Source organism: Marinobacter sp. V34 (assembly GCF_055524115.1).
On the sequence record NZ_JBUPZY010000004.1, the window covers coordinates 116,771 to 134,836 of the forward strand.

The window sequence follows — 18,066 nt, forward strand, 5'->3', positions numbered from 1 at the left end:
ATGGTAACGCTCTCTCCCATCCAGCAAAGGCGGCTTCGCAACTTTCGCAATAACCGTCGTGGTTTCTGGTCCCTGTGGGTGTTCCTGGTCCTCTTTGGGTTCTCGCTCATCGCTGAGGTGATTGCGAATGACGTCCCGCTGGTTGCCTATTACAAAGGGGATGTTTACTTTCCAATCGTGGAAAGTGTGCCCGAGGAAACGTTTGGCGGGTTTCTGCCCACCGAAGCAGATTACCGAGATTCGTTTATTGCGGATGAAATCGAAGCTAACGGCTGGATGATCTGGCCACCCATTCGTTTTAGCTACAACACCACGAATTATAACCTAGAGGTTCCATCACCGGCCCCGCCCAGCGCTGAAAACTGGATCGGCACCGATGACCAGGGCCGGGATGTGGCGGCGCGGGTGATTTATGGGTTCCGAATTTCCGTGCTATTCGGGCTTGTGCTGACCATTCTCAGTTGCATCGTCGGTGTGGTTGTGGGAGCTATCCAGGGTTACTACGGCGGCAAGGTCGATCTGCTGGGGCAACGGTTTATCGAAGTTTGGTCCGGGCTTCCGGTGCTCTACCTGTTGATTATTTTGTCCAGTATTGTACAACCCAATTTCTGGTGGCTACTGGGCATCATGCTGTTGTTCAGTTGGATGGGGTTGGTTGACGTGGTTCGCGCGGAATTCCTGCGCGCCCGTAATTTCGAATATGTAAAGGCTGCGAGAGCCCTTGGGCTGGGTAACCGCAAGATCATGTTCCGCCATATACTGCCCAACGCCATGGTGGCCACCCTCACCTTTCTGCCGTTTATCCTGACCGGTGCCATTACCGGGCTGACGTCGCTGGATTTTCTGGGATTTGGCCTGCCGTCTGGCTCGCCTTCCCTGGGCGAGTTGATCGCCCAGGGAAAATCCAACTTTCATGCACCATGGCTGGGTATATCGGCGTTTGTGTCCCTGTCCATCATGTTGACGCTACTGGTGTTTGTCGGTGAAGCCGTCCGTGATGCCTTCGATCCGAGAAAGAACTGATATGTCGCAACTGCTGGAAATTCGGGATCTGTCCATACGTTTTGACGACACCATTCAGGCTGTGGACCGATTGTCGCTGAGTATCGACAATGGTGAAACCGTTGCCCTAGTTGGGGAAAGCGGTTCCGGGAAATCCGTTTCGGCACTGTCCATCCTGCGGCTACTCGACGAACGCCACGCCAGCTATCCGTCCGGTGCCATCCTGTTCCAGGGGGAGGACATGCTGAAAGCCAGCCAGAAACGCCTTCGACAGATCCGCGGCCGTCACGTCAGCATGATTTTCCAGGAGCCAATGACCTCGCTCAATCCACTGCACACGGTGGAAAAGCAGATCAGTGAAACCCTGGCACTGCACAAGGGGATGCGTGGCCCACAGGCTCGGGCCCGTTGCGTGGAACTATTGGATCTGGTCGGCATCCCCTCACCTGAAGAGCGCCTGACAAGCTACCCTCATCAGCTCTCCGGCGGTCAGAAGCAGCGTGTGATGATTGCCATGGCCCTCGCCAACGAGCCGGACCTGCTGATCGCAGACGAGCCCACAACAGCACTCGATGTCACTGTCCAGAAGCAGGTGCTGGAGTTGTTGAAGGACCTGCAACACAAGCTGGGTATGGCGATTTTGCTGATCACCCACGACCTGTCCATCGTGCGGCGCTACGCGGACCATGTCGTGGTTATGGAACAGGGACAACTGATCGAGGAGGCGCCGACAGCGCAGCTGTTTGAAGACCCACAGCATGCTTATACCCGTCGCTTGCTGGACGCGGAACCACCGGCCTCACCGTCGGGCACCAAGATCGACAACAGGTCGTTGCTGGATGTGAATAACCTTGATGTTCGCTTCGTTACCCGCAAAAGCCTGTTTGGTCGGCCTCAGACATGGTTTCAGGCGGTCGACGATGTCAGTTTCTCGCTCAAAGAAGGCGAAACCCTGGGCATTGTTGGTGAAAGCGGAAGCGGTAAGACCACCATCGGCCACGCCCTGCTGAAGCTCACCTCCAGTCGCGGCAGCATTCGGCTCAGCGATGAAGAACTCGGTTTCCTCGACCAGAAACAGTTCCGGCCATGGCGCAGCCGTATCCAGATCGTTTTCCAGGATCCGTTTGGCAGCCTTAGCCCGCGAATGTCAGTCGCCGAGATAGTGCGGGAAGGTCTGGAGATACACGTCCCGGCGACACCCGACGAACAGGACCGGAGAGTCATACAGGCGCTCACAGACGTCGGACTCGACCCACAGGCACGTCACCGCTACCCCCATGAATTTTCGGGTGGCCAACGCCAGCGTATTGCCATTGCTCGGGCGCTGGTGCTGCAGCCCGAGCTCATCGTTCTGGACGAACCCACTTCCGCCCTGGACCGCACCGTGCAAAAACAGGTGATTAACCTGCTGCGGGATCTACAGGACAAATATGGTCTAAGCTATGTGTTTATCAGCCATGATCTGGCCGTGGTCCGGGCGCTGAGCCATAAATTACTGGTACTGAAGAGCGGTCGGGTCGTGGAATACGGCGAAGCGGCCGAGATATTCAATACACCAAAGCACGATTACACCCGTGAATTGCTTGGGGCGGCCCTGTTCTACAGCCAATAAAGAGCATGGACAGACCACGCCCGATTACTACGACCAATTGAGCGTTACCCGCACCGCTGCGGTTCATGGATAATGCCTTAAACTGAAACACAGGGAGAATCGTTATGGGATTACTCAGTGGCAAAAAAGCACTGATTGTCGGCGTTGCAAGCAAACACTCCATCGCTTATGGCATTGCGGAAGCCTTTTCCAAGCAGGGCGCCGAGCTGGCATTCACCTACCAGAATGAAAAGCTCAAGTCCCGGGTAGAGAAGTTCGCCGAAGGCTGGGGCAGTTCGCTGATTTTTCCATGCGATGTCGCCAGTGATGACGAAATAGAAGCCGTGTTTACCGAGCTGGGCAAGCACTGGGACGATATCGACATTATTGTCCATTCAGTGGGCTACGCCCCGGCCAACGAGTTGGATGGCAACTATGTGGACGTCACTACTCGGGAAGGCTTCCGCATCGCCCACGACATCAGCTCCTATAGCTTCGTTGCTCTGGCCCAGGCCGGTCGAAAAATGATGCATGAAAACAGCTCCCTGCTGACGCTTAGCTACCTGGGTGCTGAAAAAGTATTGCAGAACTACAACGTCATGGGACTGGCCAAAGCTTCCCTCGAGGCGAACGTTCGCTACATGGCCGGCAGCCTGGGGCGTGATGGTATTCGGGTGAATGCCATCTCAGCGGGGCCAATCAAGACACTGGCGGCCTCTGGCATCAAGAGTTTCCGTCGCATGCTGGCCGAGAACGCCAGGCGGGCACCATTACGCCGCAACGTTACCACTGACGAAGTGGGCAACGCCGCTGCCTTCATGTGCTCCGACATGGCCAGCGGCATCACCGGTGAAATCATGTACGTTGACGCCGGCTTCAACATTACCGGGATGGGCGAGTTGGAAGACTGAGCCTTCCCGTTTTCCCGGCAGGGCTTCCAGGCCTTGTCGGGGCGCTTCACCCCTCCGACATTGCCTTGGCCACTGCCTCTACCCATTCCAGATACGACGTGTCATCCGACTCCAATATCTGAAGCCCCACCAACCAACTGCTTTCAGTGTTTGCACGACACCAGACAACCTCCACCATCAGACCGAACGGCTCGTTATCATCCTCCAGGCTAACCCAGGCGGGTAAAAGCGCGCCTTGAGTTAGCGGTTCTGCGGTCGTCAACCGGATTCCGCGAGCGGAAACATCGCTGGTGCGTGATACCAGTGACCGTCCTGACTGGCCACCCTCTTCATCCGGAATCGGTGATTCCAGCTCCAGGGTCACACTTGCGCTCGCTGTCAGTCGGTACTCAGAACGATTATCCCCGGATTGCGGAGCATCCTCGTAGTCGCCAAAACTGTAATCGATATCGCCCATGATCATATATCCGATAGTGTTTTATCCGGTCAGTTTCGCCCCACCCTGATACGGCCCACCACCCGCGACAGAGTGTCATCAAATTCTGCGGAGCTACCAAGTACCCGTACCCGGCCCATCACCACGTGGTCCACCAGTTCATCCACCAGGAACTCGCGGCGATTAAGTCCCAGCCGGTCCACAAACACCAACTTCCGGGAGGCATTGATCCGTACAGCCAACTTCAGGCGAACGGCATCCTTACCCTCAGCGGTACTCTCCTCGACTATCCAGCCGCCCAGTTTGATGCCTTCCACCAGTTCCCTCGCAGCAATTTCCCGCTCGCGCAACAGGCGCTGCTGCTCTGCTTCTTCATCAGCGATGCGTCGATCTTCCGCCTCCTTTTTCTGCCTCGCGAGTTCGGCCTGTCTGGCGGCTTCCTCCTGTTGACGCTGCTGCTCCGCTTCCGCCTTTTCCCGACGCAACGATTCTGCCCGGGCTCTCGCCTCCTTGGCGGCTTCTTCCCGCTGCAGCGTCTGGCGTTCAAGTACCACAGATAGCGAGGTAATGGTTTCAGCCAGCACCTGACCGAAGGGAGTCAGTGGTGGTAATGGTCCCAGGGTGCCGCTATCGAGAGCCGTGGAGAACCTTGGCCAGGGCGTTAGTCCCAGTTTGACGCCGGCACCGTTGGTCCAGAGCACTTCGCAGGTATCCGGTAGCAGGGCGAAGAAAAACCGACGTCGCTCCGCGGCGCCCTCGCCTTCCACAAACCACCTTCCCAGCGAGGGCTCAACCTCGGATTCAGACGGTGCGGAAAACGACAACCAGGAAGCATCCCATGAGAATCGATCGTCCTCCGGCAGTGCAGAAACCAACTCGGGCGTTTCGCCCCTTAGCCGATCCACCATTACCGACTGAACACCCTGTAGGGCCGATTCATCAAGGGGCTTTCCATTAACCCGACTCCAGACGTCGCTAATCCGGTCACCAATCTGTTCTCCGACCGTGTAAAGGCGGTTCCTGTCCTTGTCGGAAAGTGCCGGATCGCCAATCCACACCAGCCATTCCAATAGTTTGCTGGCATGCCGCCAGTTGTCGCCCTCGATGCCTTCCTGCCAGACAATCTGTTTGATCAGCGCAAACCAGTGGTCAAAGATAAACCGAACCACGGCGTGCGGCAGTTGACGATTCTGGAGGGCGCGGCCTACCAGCGCCCTCGCCGTCTGCTCCGCTTTCCTTTGCCGGGCAGCACCCTGCTCCGTTTCCAACAACCGTTGTCGTAAACGCTCATTCTGCTGTTCACGCTTTCCGGCATCCTCTTCCCACTGACGACAGAACTCGATAACCGGCCCCACATCCCCGGAATCGAAACAGCCGGAAACCGCGATGGTCAGTGAATCTAACTGGTCCAGGAGGGCTTTTCCTGAGCGCCCACCGGAACCACTCCATCCCCTGCAGTCCTGCAGACTGTCAAGCCAGTGCACGACGGTTTCATTCAGCGCTTCGGCACCTTCAAGGTTCATTCGCCAGGCGAGAAAGAACCGAAGTCGGGCAATTCGCAGGGCCAGTTCGGGATGGAGACCGCTGGTCTTGAGAAACACGTCCATTATTCGGTCCGCCACATAGGCGGAATTGATCTGCCTGACCGACCAGGTCAAAGATACCGAGCGGATAACACGGGTAACAGGCTCATCCCGCTGCTCAGTCCAGCAGGACAGCAACAGTGGCCGCCAGTCGCTGGCTGCGTCTGCAGCGACCTTGCCCGCAGGATAAGGAAGATCGGGTACACGAATGCCTGCAAGCACGTCCCCAATCCTCTTTATGACCTGTTTCCGGGACAATACTTTGCGCTTTTTCTGCGTGCTCTGCTGCATCCGTTCCCCGCGCGTCAGAAGCGTTGAAAAGGTTCATCAAATAACGCAGTATAACCAACTCGCCGGGGTTTACCGCAACTAAGCGCTGGCCGGTCATGTTTTATGCGACGGGGATAACAACAGAATGTCGGGCACCAAACTAGAGAATCTGAATGTGGCGAGTCAGGAACCATTGATTACCCCTGAAGCGCTCAAGCAGGAGATGCCGCTTTCCGGCAAAGCTGCGGAAACCGTGGAAGAAGGCCGCCAGGCCATCTATGACATCATGGACGGCAAGGACCATCGCCTGTTTGTGGTGGTGGGCCCCTGCTCCATTCATGATGTTGAAGCTGCCCGGGAATACGCCGCCAAGCTGAAGAAGCTGGCAGACGAAGTCAGCGATACCCTGCTGATCGTCATGCGGGTGTATTTTGAAAAGCCCCGTACCACCGTTGGCTGGAAAGGGCTGATTAACGACCCGCACCTCAACGACACGTTCGATGTCGAACAGGGCCTGCACATCGGGCGCCGCCTGCTTCTGGACATTTCCGAACTGGGACTGCCCACAGCCACGGAAGCACTGGACCCTATCTCCCCGCAATACCTGCAGGATACGATTTCCTGGTCCGCCATTGGTGCGCGCACCACAGAATCACAGACCCATCGCGAAATGAGCAGCGGTCTATCCATGGCCATTGGTTTCAAGAACGGCACCGACGGCAGCCTGGATGTTGCAGTGAATGCCATGAAGTCGGTCTCTCATCCCCACAGCTTCCTGGGCATTGACCAGCAAGGCAAGGTTGCCGTTATTCGGACCAGGGGTAACAACTACGGTCACGCGGTTCTGCGTGGCGGCGGTGGCAAGCCCAACTACGACTCGGTCAGTGTTGCCCTGTGTGAGCAGGCATTGGAGAAATCCAAACTGCGCAAGTCGATCATGGTCGACTGCAGCCACGCCAACTCCAGCAAAGACCCGGCCATCCAGCCGCTGGTGTTGCAGGACATTACCCACCAGATCGTTGAGGGCAACCAGTCCATTCAGGGCTTGATGGTCGAAAGCAACCTGAACTGGGGCAATCAGTCGATTCCGGAAAATCTGGCAGATCTTAAATACGGTGTGTCGGTGACCGATGCCTGTATTGACTGGGAGACCACTGAAAAAGCTCTGCGCGATATGCGAGAAAAACTGAAGGACGTTCTGCCGAAGCGTCGGGGCTGATTTCAGCCCCCGACCCAGTCGAGCCTGTTTCTCAAGGTCACCACGTTGCCGATGATGACCAACGTGGGGGCAGGCACGGCATTCTTCTCCACCCTTTCCACGATGTTTGTCAGGTCCCCTGTCACCACCTGCTGGTGCGGCGTTGTTCCCCTTGAAACGAGCGCCACCGGCATCTCCGGCGACATGCCAAAGGCAACCAGTTGCCGGCAGATAATGGGTAGCCCGACCAGGCCCATATAGAACACCAGAGTCTGGTTGTTCTGGACAAAGTCCTTCCAAGGCAGGTCGCAGGTGTCATTCTTCAGGTGGCCGGTCACAAACCGAACCGACTGGGCATGGTCCCGGTGGGTGAGCGGAATGCCGGCGTAGGCGGCGCATCCGGAGGCCGCGGTGATTCCGGGCACCACCTGGAAGCGCACACCCGCAGCCGCGAGGGTTTCAATCTCTTCGCCCCCACGGCCAAAGATAAAAGGGTCACCGCCCTTGAGACGTACCACCTTTCGTCCCTGGCGGGCGAGCTCCACAAGGCGGCTGTTGATCTGATCCTGGGGCAAGGTGTGGTTAGCACGCTGCTTGCCTACATGAATACGTTCGGCGGATTCAGGTATGAGTGACAGGATATCCGGCGACACCAGGCGATCGTACAACACCACTTCCGCTGACTGTATCAGGCGCCACGCCTTCAACGTCAGTAGCTCCGGATCCCCGGGGCCGGCACCAACGAGTGCAACCTCCCCTTCGGAGCTGTTCGGATTTTCCGTTACCGGATTTTTCTGGTACCTAACTGGTGCAGGCTTTGCACCAACGCCCTTCCATGGTGCATCGTCGAGTCTGTCACTCATTGTATTCTGTCTACGCCTCCCATATACGGTTTAAGGACCTCGGGAACCAGGATACTGCCGTCTTCCTGTTGGTAGTTCTCCATCACTGCAATCAGTGCGCGGCCAACGGCAAGCCCGGATCCATTCAGAGTATGAACGGGTTCCGGCTTATTGGTTTCCGGATTACGCCAGCGTGCATGCATGCGCCGTGCCTGAAAATCCCTGGCGTTGGAACAGGAGGATATTTCGCGGTATTTGTCCTGGCCCGGCAACCAAACTTCGATGTCGTAGGTCCGGGCGGCCGCAAACCCCATGTCGCCGCCACAGAGGTCCACCAACCGGTACGGCAGCTCCAGCAGTTGAAGTACTTTTTCAGCGTGTCCTGTCAGCGCTTCCAGCGCTGCTTCGGAATCCTCCGGCCTAACCACCTGCACCAGCTCCACCTTGTCAAACTGGTGTTGGCGGATCATGCCTCGTGTATCACGGCCGTAAGAGCCTGCTTCGCTACGGAAGCAGGGGGTGTGACAGACCAGTTTCAGCGGCAGCTCAGCTGCATCCAGAATGGAGTTGCTGACCAGATTGGTGGCCGGAACCTCCGCCGTGGGAATCAGGTACAGCGGCTTCTCCCCATCCATGCGGAAAAGGTCTTCCTCGAACTTTGGAAGTTGGCCCGTCCCAAACAGCGTGTCTGCGTTTACCAGGTACGGCACGTAAGCTTCGGTGTATTCGTGCTCGTCCGTATGGAGGTTGATCATGAACTGGGCAAGCGCGCGATGCAGACGTGCAACCGGGCCACGCATCACGGCGAAACGGGAATGAGCCAGGCGGGTCGCGGTCTCGAAGTCCAGGCCACCAAGCGCTTCGCCCAATGCAACGTGGTCCTTTGGCTCGAAATCAAAGTGTTTTGGGGTACCCCAGCGACGAACCTCAACGTTGTCTTCTTCGCTTTCTCCGGCCGGCACGGTGTCGTCGGGCAGGTTCGGGATGCTGGCGAGGAAATCGTTTAGTTCCTCCTGTAATACCCGCAACTCGTCTTCCGCTTCTGACTTCTGTTTCTTAAGGGCTTCCACTTCGTCCAGTAATGGCTGGATGTCTTCACCGGCCGCCTTGGCCTTGCCAATCGATTTGGACCTGCGGTTCTGCTCGCCCTGCAGAGTTTCCGTTTTCACCTGGATCGCACGACGGCGTTCCTCGAGCTGATCGAAAGTGGCTTTGTCAAAGGTATACCCCTTGATGGCAAGGCGACGGGCGATCTCTTCAGTCTGGGTGCGGACACGTTTGGGATCGAGCATGATTATCCTGTTTCTGTTGTTCACGATTGACTGGGCATTATACCTGCGCGGCCGGCTATGACCACAGCCGGCGGGAGCGTGTGGCGGATTTCAGCGTTGCGGGTAACGTTTGCGGTCGCTGTTGCGGTTCCAATCATCGAGCCGGTCACGTTTTTCGGCGAGTTTGATTTCCAGGCCACGATGGACAGGCCCATAGTAACGGCGCTGGTGGATGGCCTCGGGGAGATAGGATTCCCCGGCGGCGAACGCGTCCGGCTCATCATGAGCATAGCGGTATTCGTCACCATGCCCCATGGATTTCAACAGTTTGGTGGGTGCATTGCGCAGGTGAACGGGCACCTCGTAGTCCGGGTCGTTGCGGATATCGGCCATACAGCGGTTAAAGGCGGAATAGACCGCGTTGCTCTTGGGCGAAAGCGCAAGGTACGTGACCGCCTGGGCGAGCGCCAGTTCACCCTCGGGGGAACCCAAACGCTCTTGCGCCTCCCAGGCATCCATGGCAACCTGCAACGCCCTGGGATCGGCATTGCCAATGTCCTCGCTGGCAATCCGCGCCAGGCGTCTGGCTACGTACAACGGGTCGCAACCGCCATCCAGCATACGACATAGCCAGTACAGGGAGCCATCGGGGTCGGAACCCCGTACCGACTTGTGCAGAGCCGATATCTGGTCATAGAAAACATCGCCACCTTTATCGAAACGCCTAAGACTGGTTTGCAGCACCTGTTCCAGATGATCAGACGTAATTCTGGCGGCACCGTCTTCATCGGGCTCGGCAAGATCCGTTGCCACTTCCAGAATGTTCAGCGCACGTCGGGCATCGCCGCCCGACGCGGTTGCCATCAGCTCCAGGACACTCTTTTCTACGGTGAATCGCCCTGCCAACCCCTCCGGCGAGGACAGCGACCGCTCAAGCAATTCCAGGAGGTCTGTTTCGGCAAGATTCTTCAGTACGTAAACGCGAGTACGGGACAGCAATGCACTGTTCAGCTCAAAGGAAGGATTCTCGGTGGTGGCACCGACAAATATAAACGTGCCGTCTTCTATGTGGGGAAGAAACGCGTCCTGCTGGCTTTTGTTGAAACGGTGAACTTCGTCGACAAACAGCAGGGTATCGCGCCCCTCGCTGCGTTTACGTTCCTTCGCCCGCTCCACAATCAGGCGAATATCCTTTACGCCGCTGAGAACGGCCGAGACGGTTTCAAAGCTCAGATCACTGAGATTTGCCAGCAGGCGGGCAAAGGTGGTTTTGCCGACACCCGGAGGCCCCCACAGGATCATGGAATGAAGCTGCCCCTGCTCAACCGCCCTGCGCAGCGGCTTGCCCTCGCCTACCAAGTGCGCCTGGCCGACGTATTCATCGAGGCTCGCCGGGCGCATTCGCGCAGCCAGCGGGCGGAAACCCTGCTGTTCCGCGAACAGGCTATCCTGCATCAGGCCCCGTCCCGGATCACATCCACACTGTCAGGGTAATTCAGGGTAAATGCATTGTCCTCCACCGGGGCATTCAGTCGAATGTCCTCGAAACTGAGAACACTGAGCTGCGCCAGTGAATCCCGCATGCGCATTTCCTGCAATTCATCGTTATGGAAGGTCAGTCTCAGGGATACAAACAGGGAATCCTCGCTTCTCGGTTCCAGAGTGAACTCACGAGTGTTGTCTCCGGGTGAACGGGATGACACCCGATAGGTCTCGTTGAGGTTATCGACTTCACCACTGAGCAGAAGGGCCGGTGTGGTCTGAACACGCTCGTCCAGGTTGTGGATGGTGACCTGTTCCAGGTCCGGATCGTAGACCTCTACCGTTTCGCCGTTGCTAACCACGAACTGGGAGTGAGGTTGACGGGTTTCCCAGTAGAACAATCCAGGACGCTTGGCTTTCAGGGACCCACGACTCTCCTGAACGCGATTGCCATTTTCGTTAACCACGATCTGGATAAAGTCGGATTGAAAGGATTCGTAATTCTTGAGCAACGCAGACAGATCCGCCGCGGCCTCTGCACTGGCATCCTCCGCCATAGCCGGCGTAACCGCGGATATCAGGGCGGAAAACGCGGTGATCAACCAAAGGGCTTTTGCTGAAACTCTCATGAATCGCTACTCCTAATCTCTCGGTGGCGGTGGTGCCAGAACTTCCCGGGCACCATTGTGCCCGGCAGCGCTAACCACACCGGATGCTTCCATGGCGTCGACCAGGTTGGCGGCCCGGTTATAGCCGATCTTGAATTTACGCTGCACGGATGAAATCGAAACCCGTCGACCCTCGGTCACAAAGGCGACCGCCTCGTCGAACAGAGCGTCCCCCTCACTGTCGCCGCCACCTTCGCTCAGGTTAGGCACGCCAGGCAGGTTCTCGCCTTCAGCCCCGTTAAGTACATCGTCCACATAAATGGGCTCTCCTCGGGCCTTCCAGGCACTGACAACCCGGTGAACTTCATCGTCGTCTACGAAGGCGCCATGCACCCGGACCGGCAACCCGGAACCGGGAGGCAGGTAGAGCATGTCGCCATGCCCCAGCAACTGCTCCGCCCCGCCCTGATCCAGTACCGTGCGGGAATCGATCTTGGACGACACCTGGAACGACATCCGGGTCGGAATGTTGGCCTTGATCAAGCCGGTGATAACGTCCACGGACGGCCGTTGTGTTGCGAGTACCAGGTGGATGCCGGCGGCACGAGCTTTCTGGGCAATCCGGGCAATCAGTTCCTCAACTTTTTTGCCGACGATCATCATCATGTCGGCAAATTCGTCGATAACCACCACAATGAACGGCAGGGTTTCCAGCTCCGGGCGTTCCTGCTCGTCGTCAGACAGGTACTCATCCGGTTTCCAGGTTGGATCCAGTAACGGCTCCCCTGCAGCGGCCGCATCCTTCACCTTGCGGTTGTAGCCGGCCAGATTACGAACCCCCAGGCTGGCCAGCAACCGGTAGCGACGCTCCATCTCGGCCACGCACCAACGCAATGCGTTGGCGGCGTCTTTCATGTCGGTAACCACCGGCGCCAGCAGGTGTGGAATGCCATCGTAGATGCTCAGTTCCAGCATCTTCGGGTCTACCATGATAAAGCGGACTTCTTCCGGCGTGGCCTTGAGAAGCATACTCAGGATCATGGCGTTCACACCCACCGACTTACCAGAACCCGTGGTACCGGCTACCAGCAGATGGGGCATCTTCGCCAGATTGGCCACCATCGGGTTGCCGCCAATGTCGTTGCCCAGCGCCAGGGTCAAGGCAGACGACGAATCCTGGAACACCCGGGCATTCAGTACTTCACTGAGCCGGACCATTTCCCGCTCTTCGTTCGGTATCTCGATACCCACTACCGATTTGCCTGGAATCACTTCAACCACACGAACACTGAGAACCGCCAGGGAACGGGCAAGGTCCTTCGCAAGGTTGGAAATTTTGCTGACCTTGACACCAGGCGCGGGTTTAATCTCGAACCGTGTGATGACCGGCCCGGGGTTAACCTCGACGACTTCAACGGTAACACCGAAGTCCGCGAGCTTTTCTTCCAGCAGACGCGACATATGTTGAAGCGACTCCTCGGAATAGCCCCTTTCCTTGTGCTCTTCAGGTGGGTCCAGCAGGGTAATGGGCGGAATCGTGCTTTCGATATCTTCCAGCAGAGACGCCTGTTTGTTCTTTGCGCCATTGGTTTTGCCGGGGGACTGATCATCCCGCTTGAACGGCGATATCTTCAGGGATTTCGCGGTCGGCTTGGAAGTCCCCTTTCCTGACGGTTTGGGCACCGGTGTCGTGTCATCATGGGAACTGAAGCTTTCCAGTCGCGCTGGTTCAGCATCATCAACTGGCAACACGCCTTCCAGGCCTGGTTCTTTTCGCTCCGGGCGTGGTACCGGCGCCTTGACCTTATTGGCTCGCGGCCCAAGACCCAATAGACGCCGCCACCAGGAATTGCGTGCCTCAGGAGATTTTTGGGTTGCCACCCGGTCCCGCACCGTGGGGGGCTCCGCTGACTTCTTCGCGGGTTCGGGGGCAGTCGGGGCTTTTGCCGCCGGCTTGTTTTTTTCCTTGCCGTCAGAGGAAAACAGGTTTTTGATGTTATTACCCGTACGGAGCGTCAGGTTCCCCACCTGATCCATCAACCAGAACCATGACAACCCGGTGCTGACGGTCAATGCAAACAGAAAGATTGCAATCAACAACAGAGTTGTGGCCGGCAGGTTAAAGAAACGCACCATGGCTTCAGACACCGCAGCGCCCAGAACACCGCCGGACGTCACTCCCAGCCCGAACACAGAGTAGAGCGACAGCAGACTGGTGGCCGACAGCAGGATCAGCAGGAAACCGCCGAAACGAAGCAGGAACAGCGGCATATGCATGTCGATAGGATCATTGCGGCGGCGTATCAGCATTAACGCATAGCCAGCAATCATCACGGGGAACAGAAAGGCAACGTGGCCGAAGAAGTCACGCAGAAGACTGGCCAACCAGGCGCCGGTTCGGCCAGCGTAGTTCTGCACGCTGGTGTCATGGCCGATGCTGGCCCAACCGGGGTCCGAAGGGCTGAAAGTAACCAGCGCCATCCCGAGGTAGATACACAGTGCTATCAGGGCGATCACCGCGCCTTCCCTGGCCCCCTGGGCCAGGAAACGACGGAACCGCTCCTGTTTTTCGGTCAGCTCACCGGATTTTTTCGCTTTTACGCTCTCAGCCATGAATGCTCAGACAGTTCCCTGACGGTAATTTTCAAGAGCCTCAAACCCGCGTTGCAGATCGGTCTTGAGATCCTCAATGGCTTCAATACCCACCGAGACCCTTACCAGATTTTCAGTAATGCCCGCCTGTTGTTTGTCTTCGGGGGACAGGCGGCCGTGCGTGGTTGTCGCCGGATGGGTAATGGTGGTTTTTACGTCACCAAGATTGGCGGTAATGGAGATCATCCGGGTCGCATCGATGAACGTCCATGCCTGTTCCCTACCACCTTTGACGGTAAAGGAAAGCACACCACCAAACCCGCTTTGCTGACGTTTCGCCAGTTCATGCTGTGGATGGTCGGGCAAGCCAGCATAAAATACCTTCTCCACCGCGCCCTGCCCCTTGAGCCACGTTGCCAACTCTAACGCATTGTCACAATGGGCGCGCATACGGATTGGTAAGGTTTCCAGGCCCTTAAGGAAAACCCACGCGTTAAATGGGCTCAGGGTAGGACCGGCAGAACGAAGGAAGCCATATACCTCCTCCATCAATTTGTTGGGACCAACAACGACACCACCAACACAACGACCCTGGCCATCCAGATACTTGGTGGCAGAGTGAATAATGATATCGGCGCCATGCTCAAATGGTCGCTGCAGCACAGGCGTACAGAAACAGTTGTCCACGACAAACAAGGCATCATTCGACCGGGCCAACCCGGACAGTGCCTCCATGTCGGCAACTTCACATAATGGATTTGTAGGCGTTTCAATGAAGAGCATCCGGGTTTCAGGACGCACCGCAGCCTGCCATTGCGACATATCCGTCAGGCCCACGAAGGTGGTGTCCACACCGAACTTCGCCAGATACTTCTGGAAAAGCACATTGGTGGTACCAAACACACCCCGTGAGCAAATCACGTGATCACCCGCTTTCAGCAGCGCCATGCAGGTCGCGAGGATGGCCGCCATGCCGGACGACGTCGCGACCGCACGCTCACCGCCCTCCATTGCCGCGATACGGGACTCGAACGCCTGCACCGTCGGGTTGGTAAAGCGGGAGTAAATATTACCGGGCTCTTCACCACCAAACCGTGCGGCCGCCTGCGCAGCACTGCCATAGACGAAACTCGACGTTGGGAAAATCGCGTCGCTGTGCTCCAGTTGGCCGGTGCGAATCTGACCGGCACGGACCGCGAGAGTGTCCACCGACATGCCCTCAAGATCCGACTCGGGGATCAGAACATGTTCTTCGCGGCGATAGGTCATGACAAACTCCTGTTTATGGCCATGCTGGGTCAGTCTTCGTCGTTATACAGATCAATAATGCCGTTGTCGGAAGAATCCCCGGCGCCGGCCTGGGACATGTTCTCGTCATTGCGGGCCGCCTCCAATTTATTGAGATAGGCTGCGTCCACATCACCGGTAACGTAATTGCCGGTAAAGACGGAACACTCCCACCCCTCGATCTCCGGATTAACGTCATTCACACAGGTAATGAGATCATCCAGATCCTGGTACAGCAACCAGTCCGCGCCGATGAGCTCGCCAATCTCCTGAACACTTCGGTCGTGGGCGATCAACTCGTTCACCGACGGCATATCAATGCCGTAGACATTGGGGTAACGAACCGGGGGCGCTGCTGACGCGAAGTAAACCTTACGGGCACCGGCATCTCTGGCCATCTGCACGATTTCCTTGCAGGTGGTTCCACGCACAATGGAATCGTCCACCAGCATGACGTTCTTACCCCGGAACTCGAGATCGATCGGGTTCAGCTTCTGGCGCACGGACTTCTTCCGCATCTTCTGGCCCGGCATGATAAAGGTACGGCCGATATAGCGATTCTTGATAAAGCCTTCACGGAACTTCACCCCCAGCCGATGCGCCATCTGCATCGCAGAGGTGCGACTGGTATCCGGTATCGGCATCACCACATCGATATCATGGTCCGGACGCTCACGCAGGACTTTCTCGGCGAGAGTTTCCCCCATTCGCAACCGTGCCTTGTACACTGACACCTTGTCGATAATGGAATCCGGGCGAGCAAAGTACACGTGCTCGAATATACAAGGATAAAGGTGAGCCTCCTCAGCGCACTGCTGGGTGTAGAGGGTGCCATCGGTTTCAATGTACACCGCCTCACCCGGTGCAATATCCCGCACCAGCTTGAAACCTGCCGCACTCAGCGCCACGCTCTCGGAGGCAATCATGTACTCCTCCCCCTCTTCGGTCTTGCGCACGCCATAACAGGCAGGACGAATGCCATTGGGGTCGCGAAAACCGACGATGCCGTACCCGGTTATCATGGCTATAACCGCATAAGCGCCGCGGCAGCGTTTGTGCACGGCCCGAACAGCCGCAAAAATTTCTTCCTTGGTCGGGTCGAGTTTGCCCAATTTCTGAAGCTCATGGGCAAACACGTTCAACAGAACTTCCGAGTCAGAGTTGGTGTTAATGTGGCGCAGATCGGTACGAAACAGATCTCGGCTAAGGTCGTCGGCGTTGGTCAGGTTGCCGTTGTGGGCGAGGGTAATGCCGTAGGGGCTGTTGACGTAAAACGGCTGTGCTTCGGCAGAGCTGGAGCTGCCCGCCGTGGGATACCGGACATGGCCGATACCAACATTACCCACCAGGCGACGCATGTGACGGGTACGGAACACGTCCCGCACCAGCCCGTTATCCTTGCGCAGGTAAAAGCGCTCATCCTGAAACGTAACAATTCCCGCTGCATCCTGGCCCCGGTGCTGTAATACGGTCAGCGCGTCGTAAAGCGACTGATTCACGTTGGAAGTACTGACTATGCCGACAATGCCACACATGGATACGGTAATCTCCGAAGCGTTAATACTGAATGTTAGCGGGACGCGGAAGCGGGTTCCACGTTATCTTCCTGCTTAGAACCGGAGGGGCTATCCATTTCCCCGCCTGCCGGCCCGAGAAAGCGGGCAAATTCGTCTCCGAGGGTTCTTCTTGACCAATCTTCCACCACGGCCAGACGGTCTATCATGATGGACGTACGCCACCAGGTGTCCTGTGCCAGCGGCGTATAGCGGGTAAGTGCAATCCCGACAATCACCACCACAACGCCCCGTAACAGGCCGAATCCCATACCGAGCACTCTGTCAGTGGCGGAAAGCCCGGTCGCCCTGACCAGATGGCCGATCATGTTATTGATTATGGCACCAACAATAAGGGTACCAAAGAACAGGATCGCGAAGGCAGCGACAAGCCGCACAAGCGGCGTTTCAACGGTGCTCTCGAGGAGAGATTGCATTTGAGGATGGAATGTCCGGGCAAGGATAAACGCCCCCACCCAGGTAATCAGCGAAAGCGCTTCTTTCACAAAGCCACGCTTCAGACTGATTAGGGTGGAAACCGTTATCAGGGCAATGATGACCCAGTCAATCCAGATCAGCGCATCCATGGAAAATCCGGTGAAAATAAGGAAGCGCGAATTCTATCAGGAAACGCCACCCGACCAAACCGCTCTGTGTGGATAAGTGACCGGAGAAGCCCGTGTTATTTGCCGCCGGAGGTAACCAGGCTGTTGAGACCAAAGGCTTTGTCGAGCGCTTGTTTCGCTCTTTCAGCCTCAGCCTTTTCCGCGAAAGGGCCACTAAAAACACGGGTCAGTTCGGCGTCACCGCGCGTGACCTGCTGCAGATGGGAGTTGTACCCTTTGTCACGAACCTTGTCACGCAAGCGCTTGGCGTTATCACCGCTGCCAAAGCTGCCTAGCTGGACAACCCACGCGCCTTCCAACGAGCGGGTATACTCCGCCGAATCCGTCTCAGCGGCCGGATCATCGGAGCCGGCGTTGGCGGATGACGACGGCTCTTCAGATGGCGCTGGCTCTGGTGGATTCTGGGGTTCTTCGACGGGATTAGCGGCAGGCTGTGATTCAGTATCCGCCATATCGTCATCGGTAGCTGGCTGGTCTATTGAAGGCTGGAGAGCCTGATCCTGTTCGCCAGACGCGTCGCTTTCCTCGAGCCGGTACGCCGGGGCATCGGAAATTTCCGGCTCAGGTGCATCTACCTCGGGGAACGGCGGTTCTTCCGGGATCTTGATCGTGGTGGATTCACGCTCGGAGTGTGGCTCATCGAACATCATCGGCACAAAGATTACGGCAAGTGACACCAGTACAAGAGCCCCGATGATTCTTTGTTTCAGTCCGTCCACGTTAGGTTGTCCCCTGTTTGTTCCTGCCCCGCCATCATTGACGACTTTCTGTGCCCGATACTAACCGCCCAATGCGGATAACTCAAAGCTTCAGC

Annotated in this window: 13 protein-coding genes and 3 pseudogenes; 4 read left to right on the plus strand and 12 right to left on the minus strand. The window is 57.1% G+C overall.

The genetic code is table 11. The annotated features are described in order from the left end of the window. The 3 genes from AC0B60_RS08305 (at nucleotide 1) to AC0B60_RS08315 (ending at nucleotide 3,504) form a co-directional block, all read left to right on the plus strand. Complete coding sequence (locus tag AC0B60_RS08305; protein WP_465085287.1) at nucleotides 1-1,023, plus strand: ABC transporter permease; 1,023 nt, start codon at nucleotides 1-3, stop codon at nucleotides 1,021-1,023. 1 nt (nucleotide 1,024) lies between these two features. Continuing rightward, nucleotides 1,025-2,614, plus strand: coding sequence for an ABC transporter ATP-binding protein (locus AC0B60_RS08310; RefSeq protein WP_465085288.1), 1,590 nt, complete (start codon nucleotides 1,025-1,027; stop codon nucleotides 2,612-2,614). Nucleotides 2,615-2,718: 104 nt separating this feature from the next. Next, nucleotides 2,719-3,504, plus strand: a complete 786-nt coding sequence (locus AC0B60_RS08315; RefSeq protein WP_465085289.1) for an enoyl-ACP reductase FabI — start codon at nucleotides 2,719-2,721, stop codon at nucleotides 3,502-3,504. Between the two features lie 46 nt (nucleotides 3,505-3,550). Here AC0B60_RS08315 and AC0B60_RS08320 read toward each other — a convergent pair whose 3' ends face one another. Then, a complete protein-coding gene (locus AC0B60_RS08320; protein ID WP_465085290.1) occupies nucleotides 3,551-3,961 on the minus strand; it encodes a PilZ domain-containing protein in 411 nt (136 codons plus the stop codon). Nucleotides 3,962-3,990: 29 nt separating this feature from the next. Further along, a complete protein-coding gene (locus AC0B60_RS08325) occupies nucleotides 3,991-5,814 on the minus strand; it encodes a DUF1631 family protein (protein WP_465085291.1) in 1,824 nt (607 codons plus the stop codon). A 124-nt stretch (nucleotides 5,815-5,938) separates the two neighbouring features. Here AC0B60_RS08325 and AC0B60_RS08330 point away from each other — a divergent pair, with 124 nt between their 5' ends. Continuing rightward, nucleotides 5,939-7,012 carry a 3-deoxy-7-phosphoheptulonate synthase gene (locus AC0B60_RS08330; RefSeq protein WP_465085292.1) on the plus strand — a complete coding sequence of 358 codons (1,074 nt, stop codon included), beginning with the start codon at nucleotides 5,939-5,941 and terminating at the stop codon, nucleotides 7,010-7,012. Between the two features lie 2 nt (nucleotides 7,013-7,014). Here the strand turns inward: AC0B60_RS08330 and cobA are convergent. From cobA to AC0B60_RS08380, 10 genes and pseudogenes are all read right to left on the minus strand, one after another. Further along, a pseudogene (gene cobA / locus AC0B60_RS08335) lies at nucleotides 7,015-7,836 on the minus strand (uroporphyrinogen-III C-methyltransferase); the annotation flags it as partial. A 14-nt stretch (nucleotides 7,837-7,850) separates the two neighbouring features. Further along, entirely contained in the window at nucleotides 7,851-9,125 is a 1,275-nt protein-coding gene (gene serS / locus AC0B60_RS08340; protein ID WP_465085293.1) for a serine--tRNA ligase, read from the minus strand. A 90-nt stretch (nucleotides 9,126-9,215) separates the two neighbouring features. Continuing rightward, nucleotides 9,216-10,559, minus strand: coding sequence for a replication-associated recombination protein A (locus tag AC0B60_RS08345; RefSeq protein ID WP_465085294.1), 1,344 nt, complete (start codon nucleotides 10,557-10,559; stop codon nucleotides 9,216-9,218). Next, on the minus strand, nucleotides 10,559-11,215 hold the full coding sequence (lolA, locus tag AC0B60_RS08350; protein WP_465085295.1) for an outer membrane lipoprotein periplasmic chaperone LolA: 657 nt from the start codon (nucleotides 11,213-11,215) through the stop codon (nucleotides 10,559-10,561). The genes AC0B60_RS08345 and lolA overlap by 1 nt, the downstream gene beginning before the upstream one ends. A gap of 12 nt (nucleotides 11,216-11,227) precedes the next feature. After that, nucleotides 11,228-12,772: pseudogene (locus tag AC0B60_RS08355) on the minus strand (DNA translocase FtsK); the annotation flags it as partial. Between the two features lie 504 nt (nucleotides 12,773-13,276). Beyond that, nucleotides 13,277-13,807: pseudogene (locus AC0B60_RS08360) on the minus strand (DNA translocase FtsK 4TM domain-containing protein); the annotation flags it as partial. 6 nt (nucleotides 13,808-13,813) lie between these two features. Further along, nucleotides 13,814-15,055, minus strand: a complete 1,242-nt coding sequence (locus AC0B60_RS08365; protein WP_465085296.1) for an O-succinylhomoserine sulfhydrylase — start codon at nucleotides 15,053-15,055, stop codon at nucleotides 13,814-13,816. A gap of 29 nt (nucleotides 15,056-15,084) precedes the next feature. Next, entirely contained in the window at nucleotides 15,085-16,608 is a 1,524-nt protein-coding gene (gene purF, locus AC0B60_RS08370; protein ID WP_465085297.1) for an amidophosphoribosyltransferase, read from the minus strand. A gap of 35 nt (nucleotides 16,609-16,643) precedes the next feature. Beyond that, the gene (locus tag AC0B60_RS08375) at nucleotides 16,644-17,213 is read right to left on the minus strand and encodes a CvpA family protein (RefSeq protein ID WP_465085298.1); all 570 of its coding nucleotides are present in this window, start codon (nucleotides 17,211-17,213) and stop codon (nucleotides 16,644-16,646) included. Nucleotides 17,214-17,308: 95 nt separating this feature from the next. Continuing rightward, nucleotides 17,309-17,971, minus strand: a complete 663-nt coding sequence (locus tag AC0B60_RS08380) for an SPOR domain-containing protein (protein WP_465085299.1) — start codon at nucleotides 17,969-17,971, stop codon at nucleotides 17,309-17,311. Between the last annotated feature and the right edge of the window lie 95 nt (nucleotides 17,972-18,066).

Bases quoted from the DNA above. Each gene is read 5' to 3' on its own strand.
- AC0B60_RS08330 (WP_465085292.1), top strand. From the start codon at position 5,939: ATGTCGGGCACCAAACTAGAGAATCTGAATGTGGCGAGTCAGGAACCA.
- purF (WP_465085297.1), bottom strand. From the start codon at position 16,608: ATGTGTGGCATTGTCGGCATAGTCAGTACTTCCAACGTGAATCAGTCG.
- AC0B60_RS08325 (WP_465085291.1), bottom strand. From the start codon at position 5,814: ATGCAGCAGAGCACGCAGAAAAAGCGCAAAGTATTGTCCCGGAAACAG.
- AC0B60_RS08315 (WP_465085289.1), top strand. From the start codon at position 2,719: ATGGGATTACTCAGTGGCAAAAAAGCACTGATTGTCGGCGTTGCAAGC.
- lolA (WP_465085295.1), bottom strand. From the start codon at position 11,215: ATGAGAGTTTCAGCAAAAGCCCTTTGGTTGATCACCGCGTTTTCCGCC.
- serS (WP_465085293.1), bottom strand. From the start codon at position 9,125: ATGCTCGATCCCAAACGTGTCCGCACCCAGACTGAAGAGATCGCCCGT.
- AC0B60_RS08345 (WP_465085294.1), bottom strand. From the start codon at position 10,559: ATGCAGGATAGCCTGTTCGCGGAACAGCAGGGTTTCCGCCCGCTGGCT.
- AC0B60_RS08320 (WP_465085290.1), bottom strand. From the start codon at position 3,961: ATGGGCGATATCGATTACAGTTTTGGCGACTACGAGGATGCTCCGCAA.
- AC0B60_RS08310 (WP_465085288.1), top strand. From the start codon at position 1,025: ATGTCGCAACTGCTGGAAATTCGGGATCTGTCCATACGTTTTGACGAC.
- AC0B60_RS08365 (WP_465085296.1), bottom strand. From the start codon at position 15,055: ATGACCTATCGCCGCGAAGAACATGTTCTGATCCCCGAGTCGGATCTT.
- AC0B60_RS08375 (WP_465085298.1), bottom strand. From the start codon at position 17,213: ATGGATGCGCTGATCTGGATTGACTGGGTCATCATTGCCCTGATAACG.
- AC0B60_RS08305 (WP_465085287.1), top strand. From the start codon at position 1: ATGGTAACGCTCTCTCCCATCCAGCAAAGGCGGCTTCGCAACTTTCGC.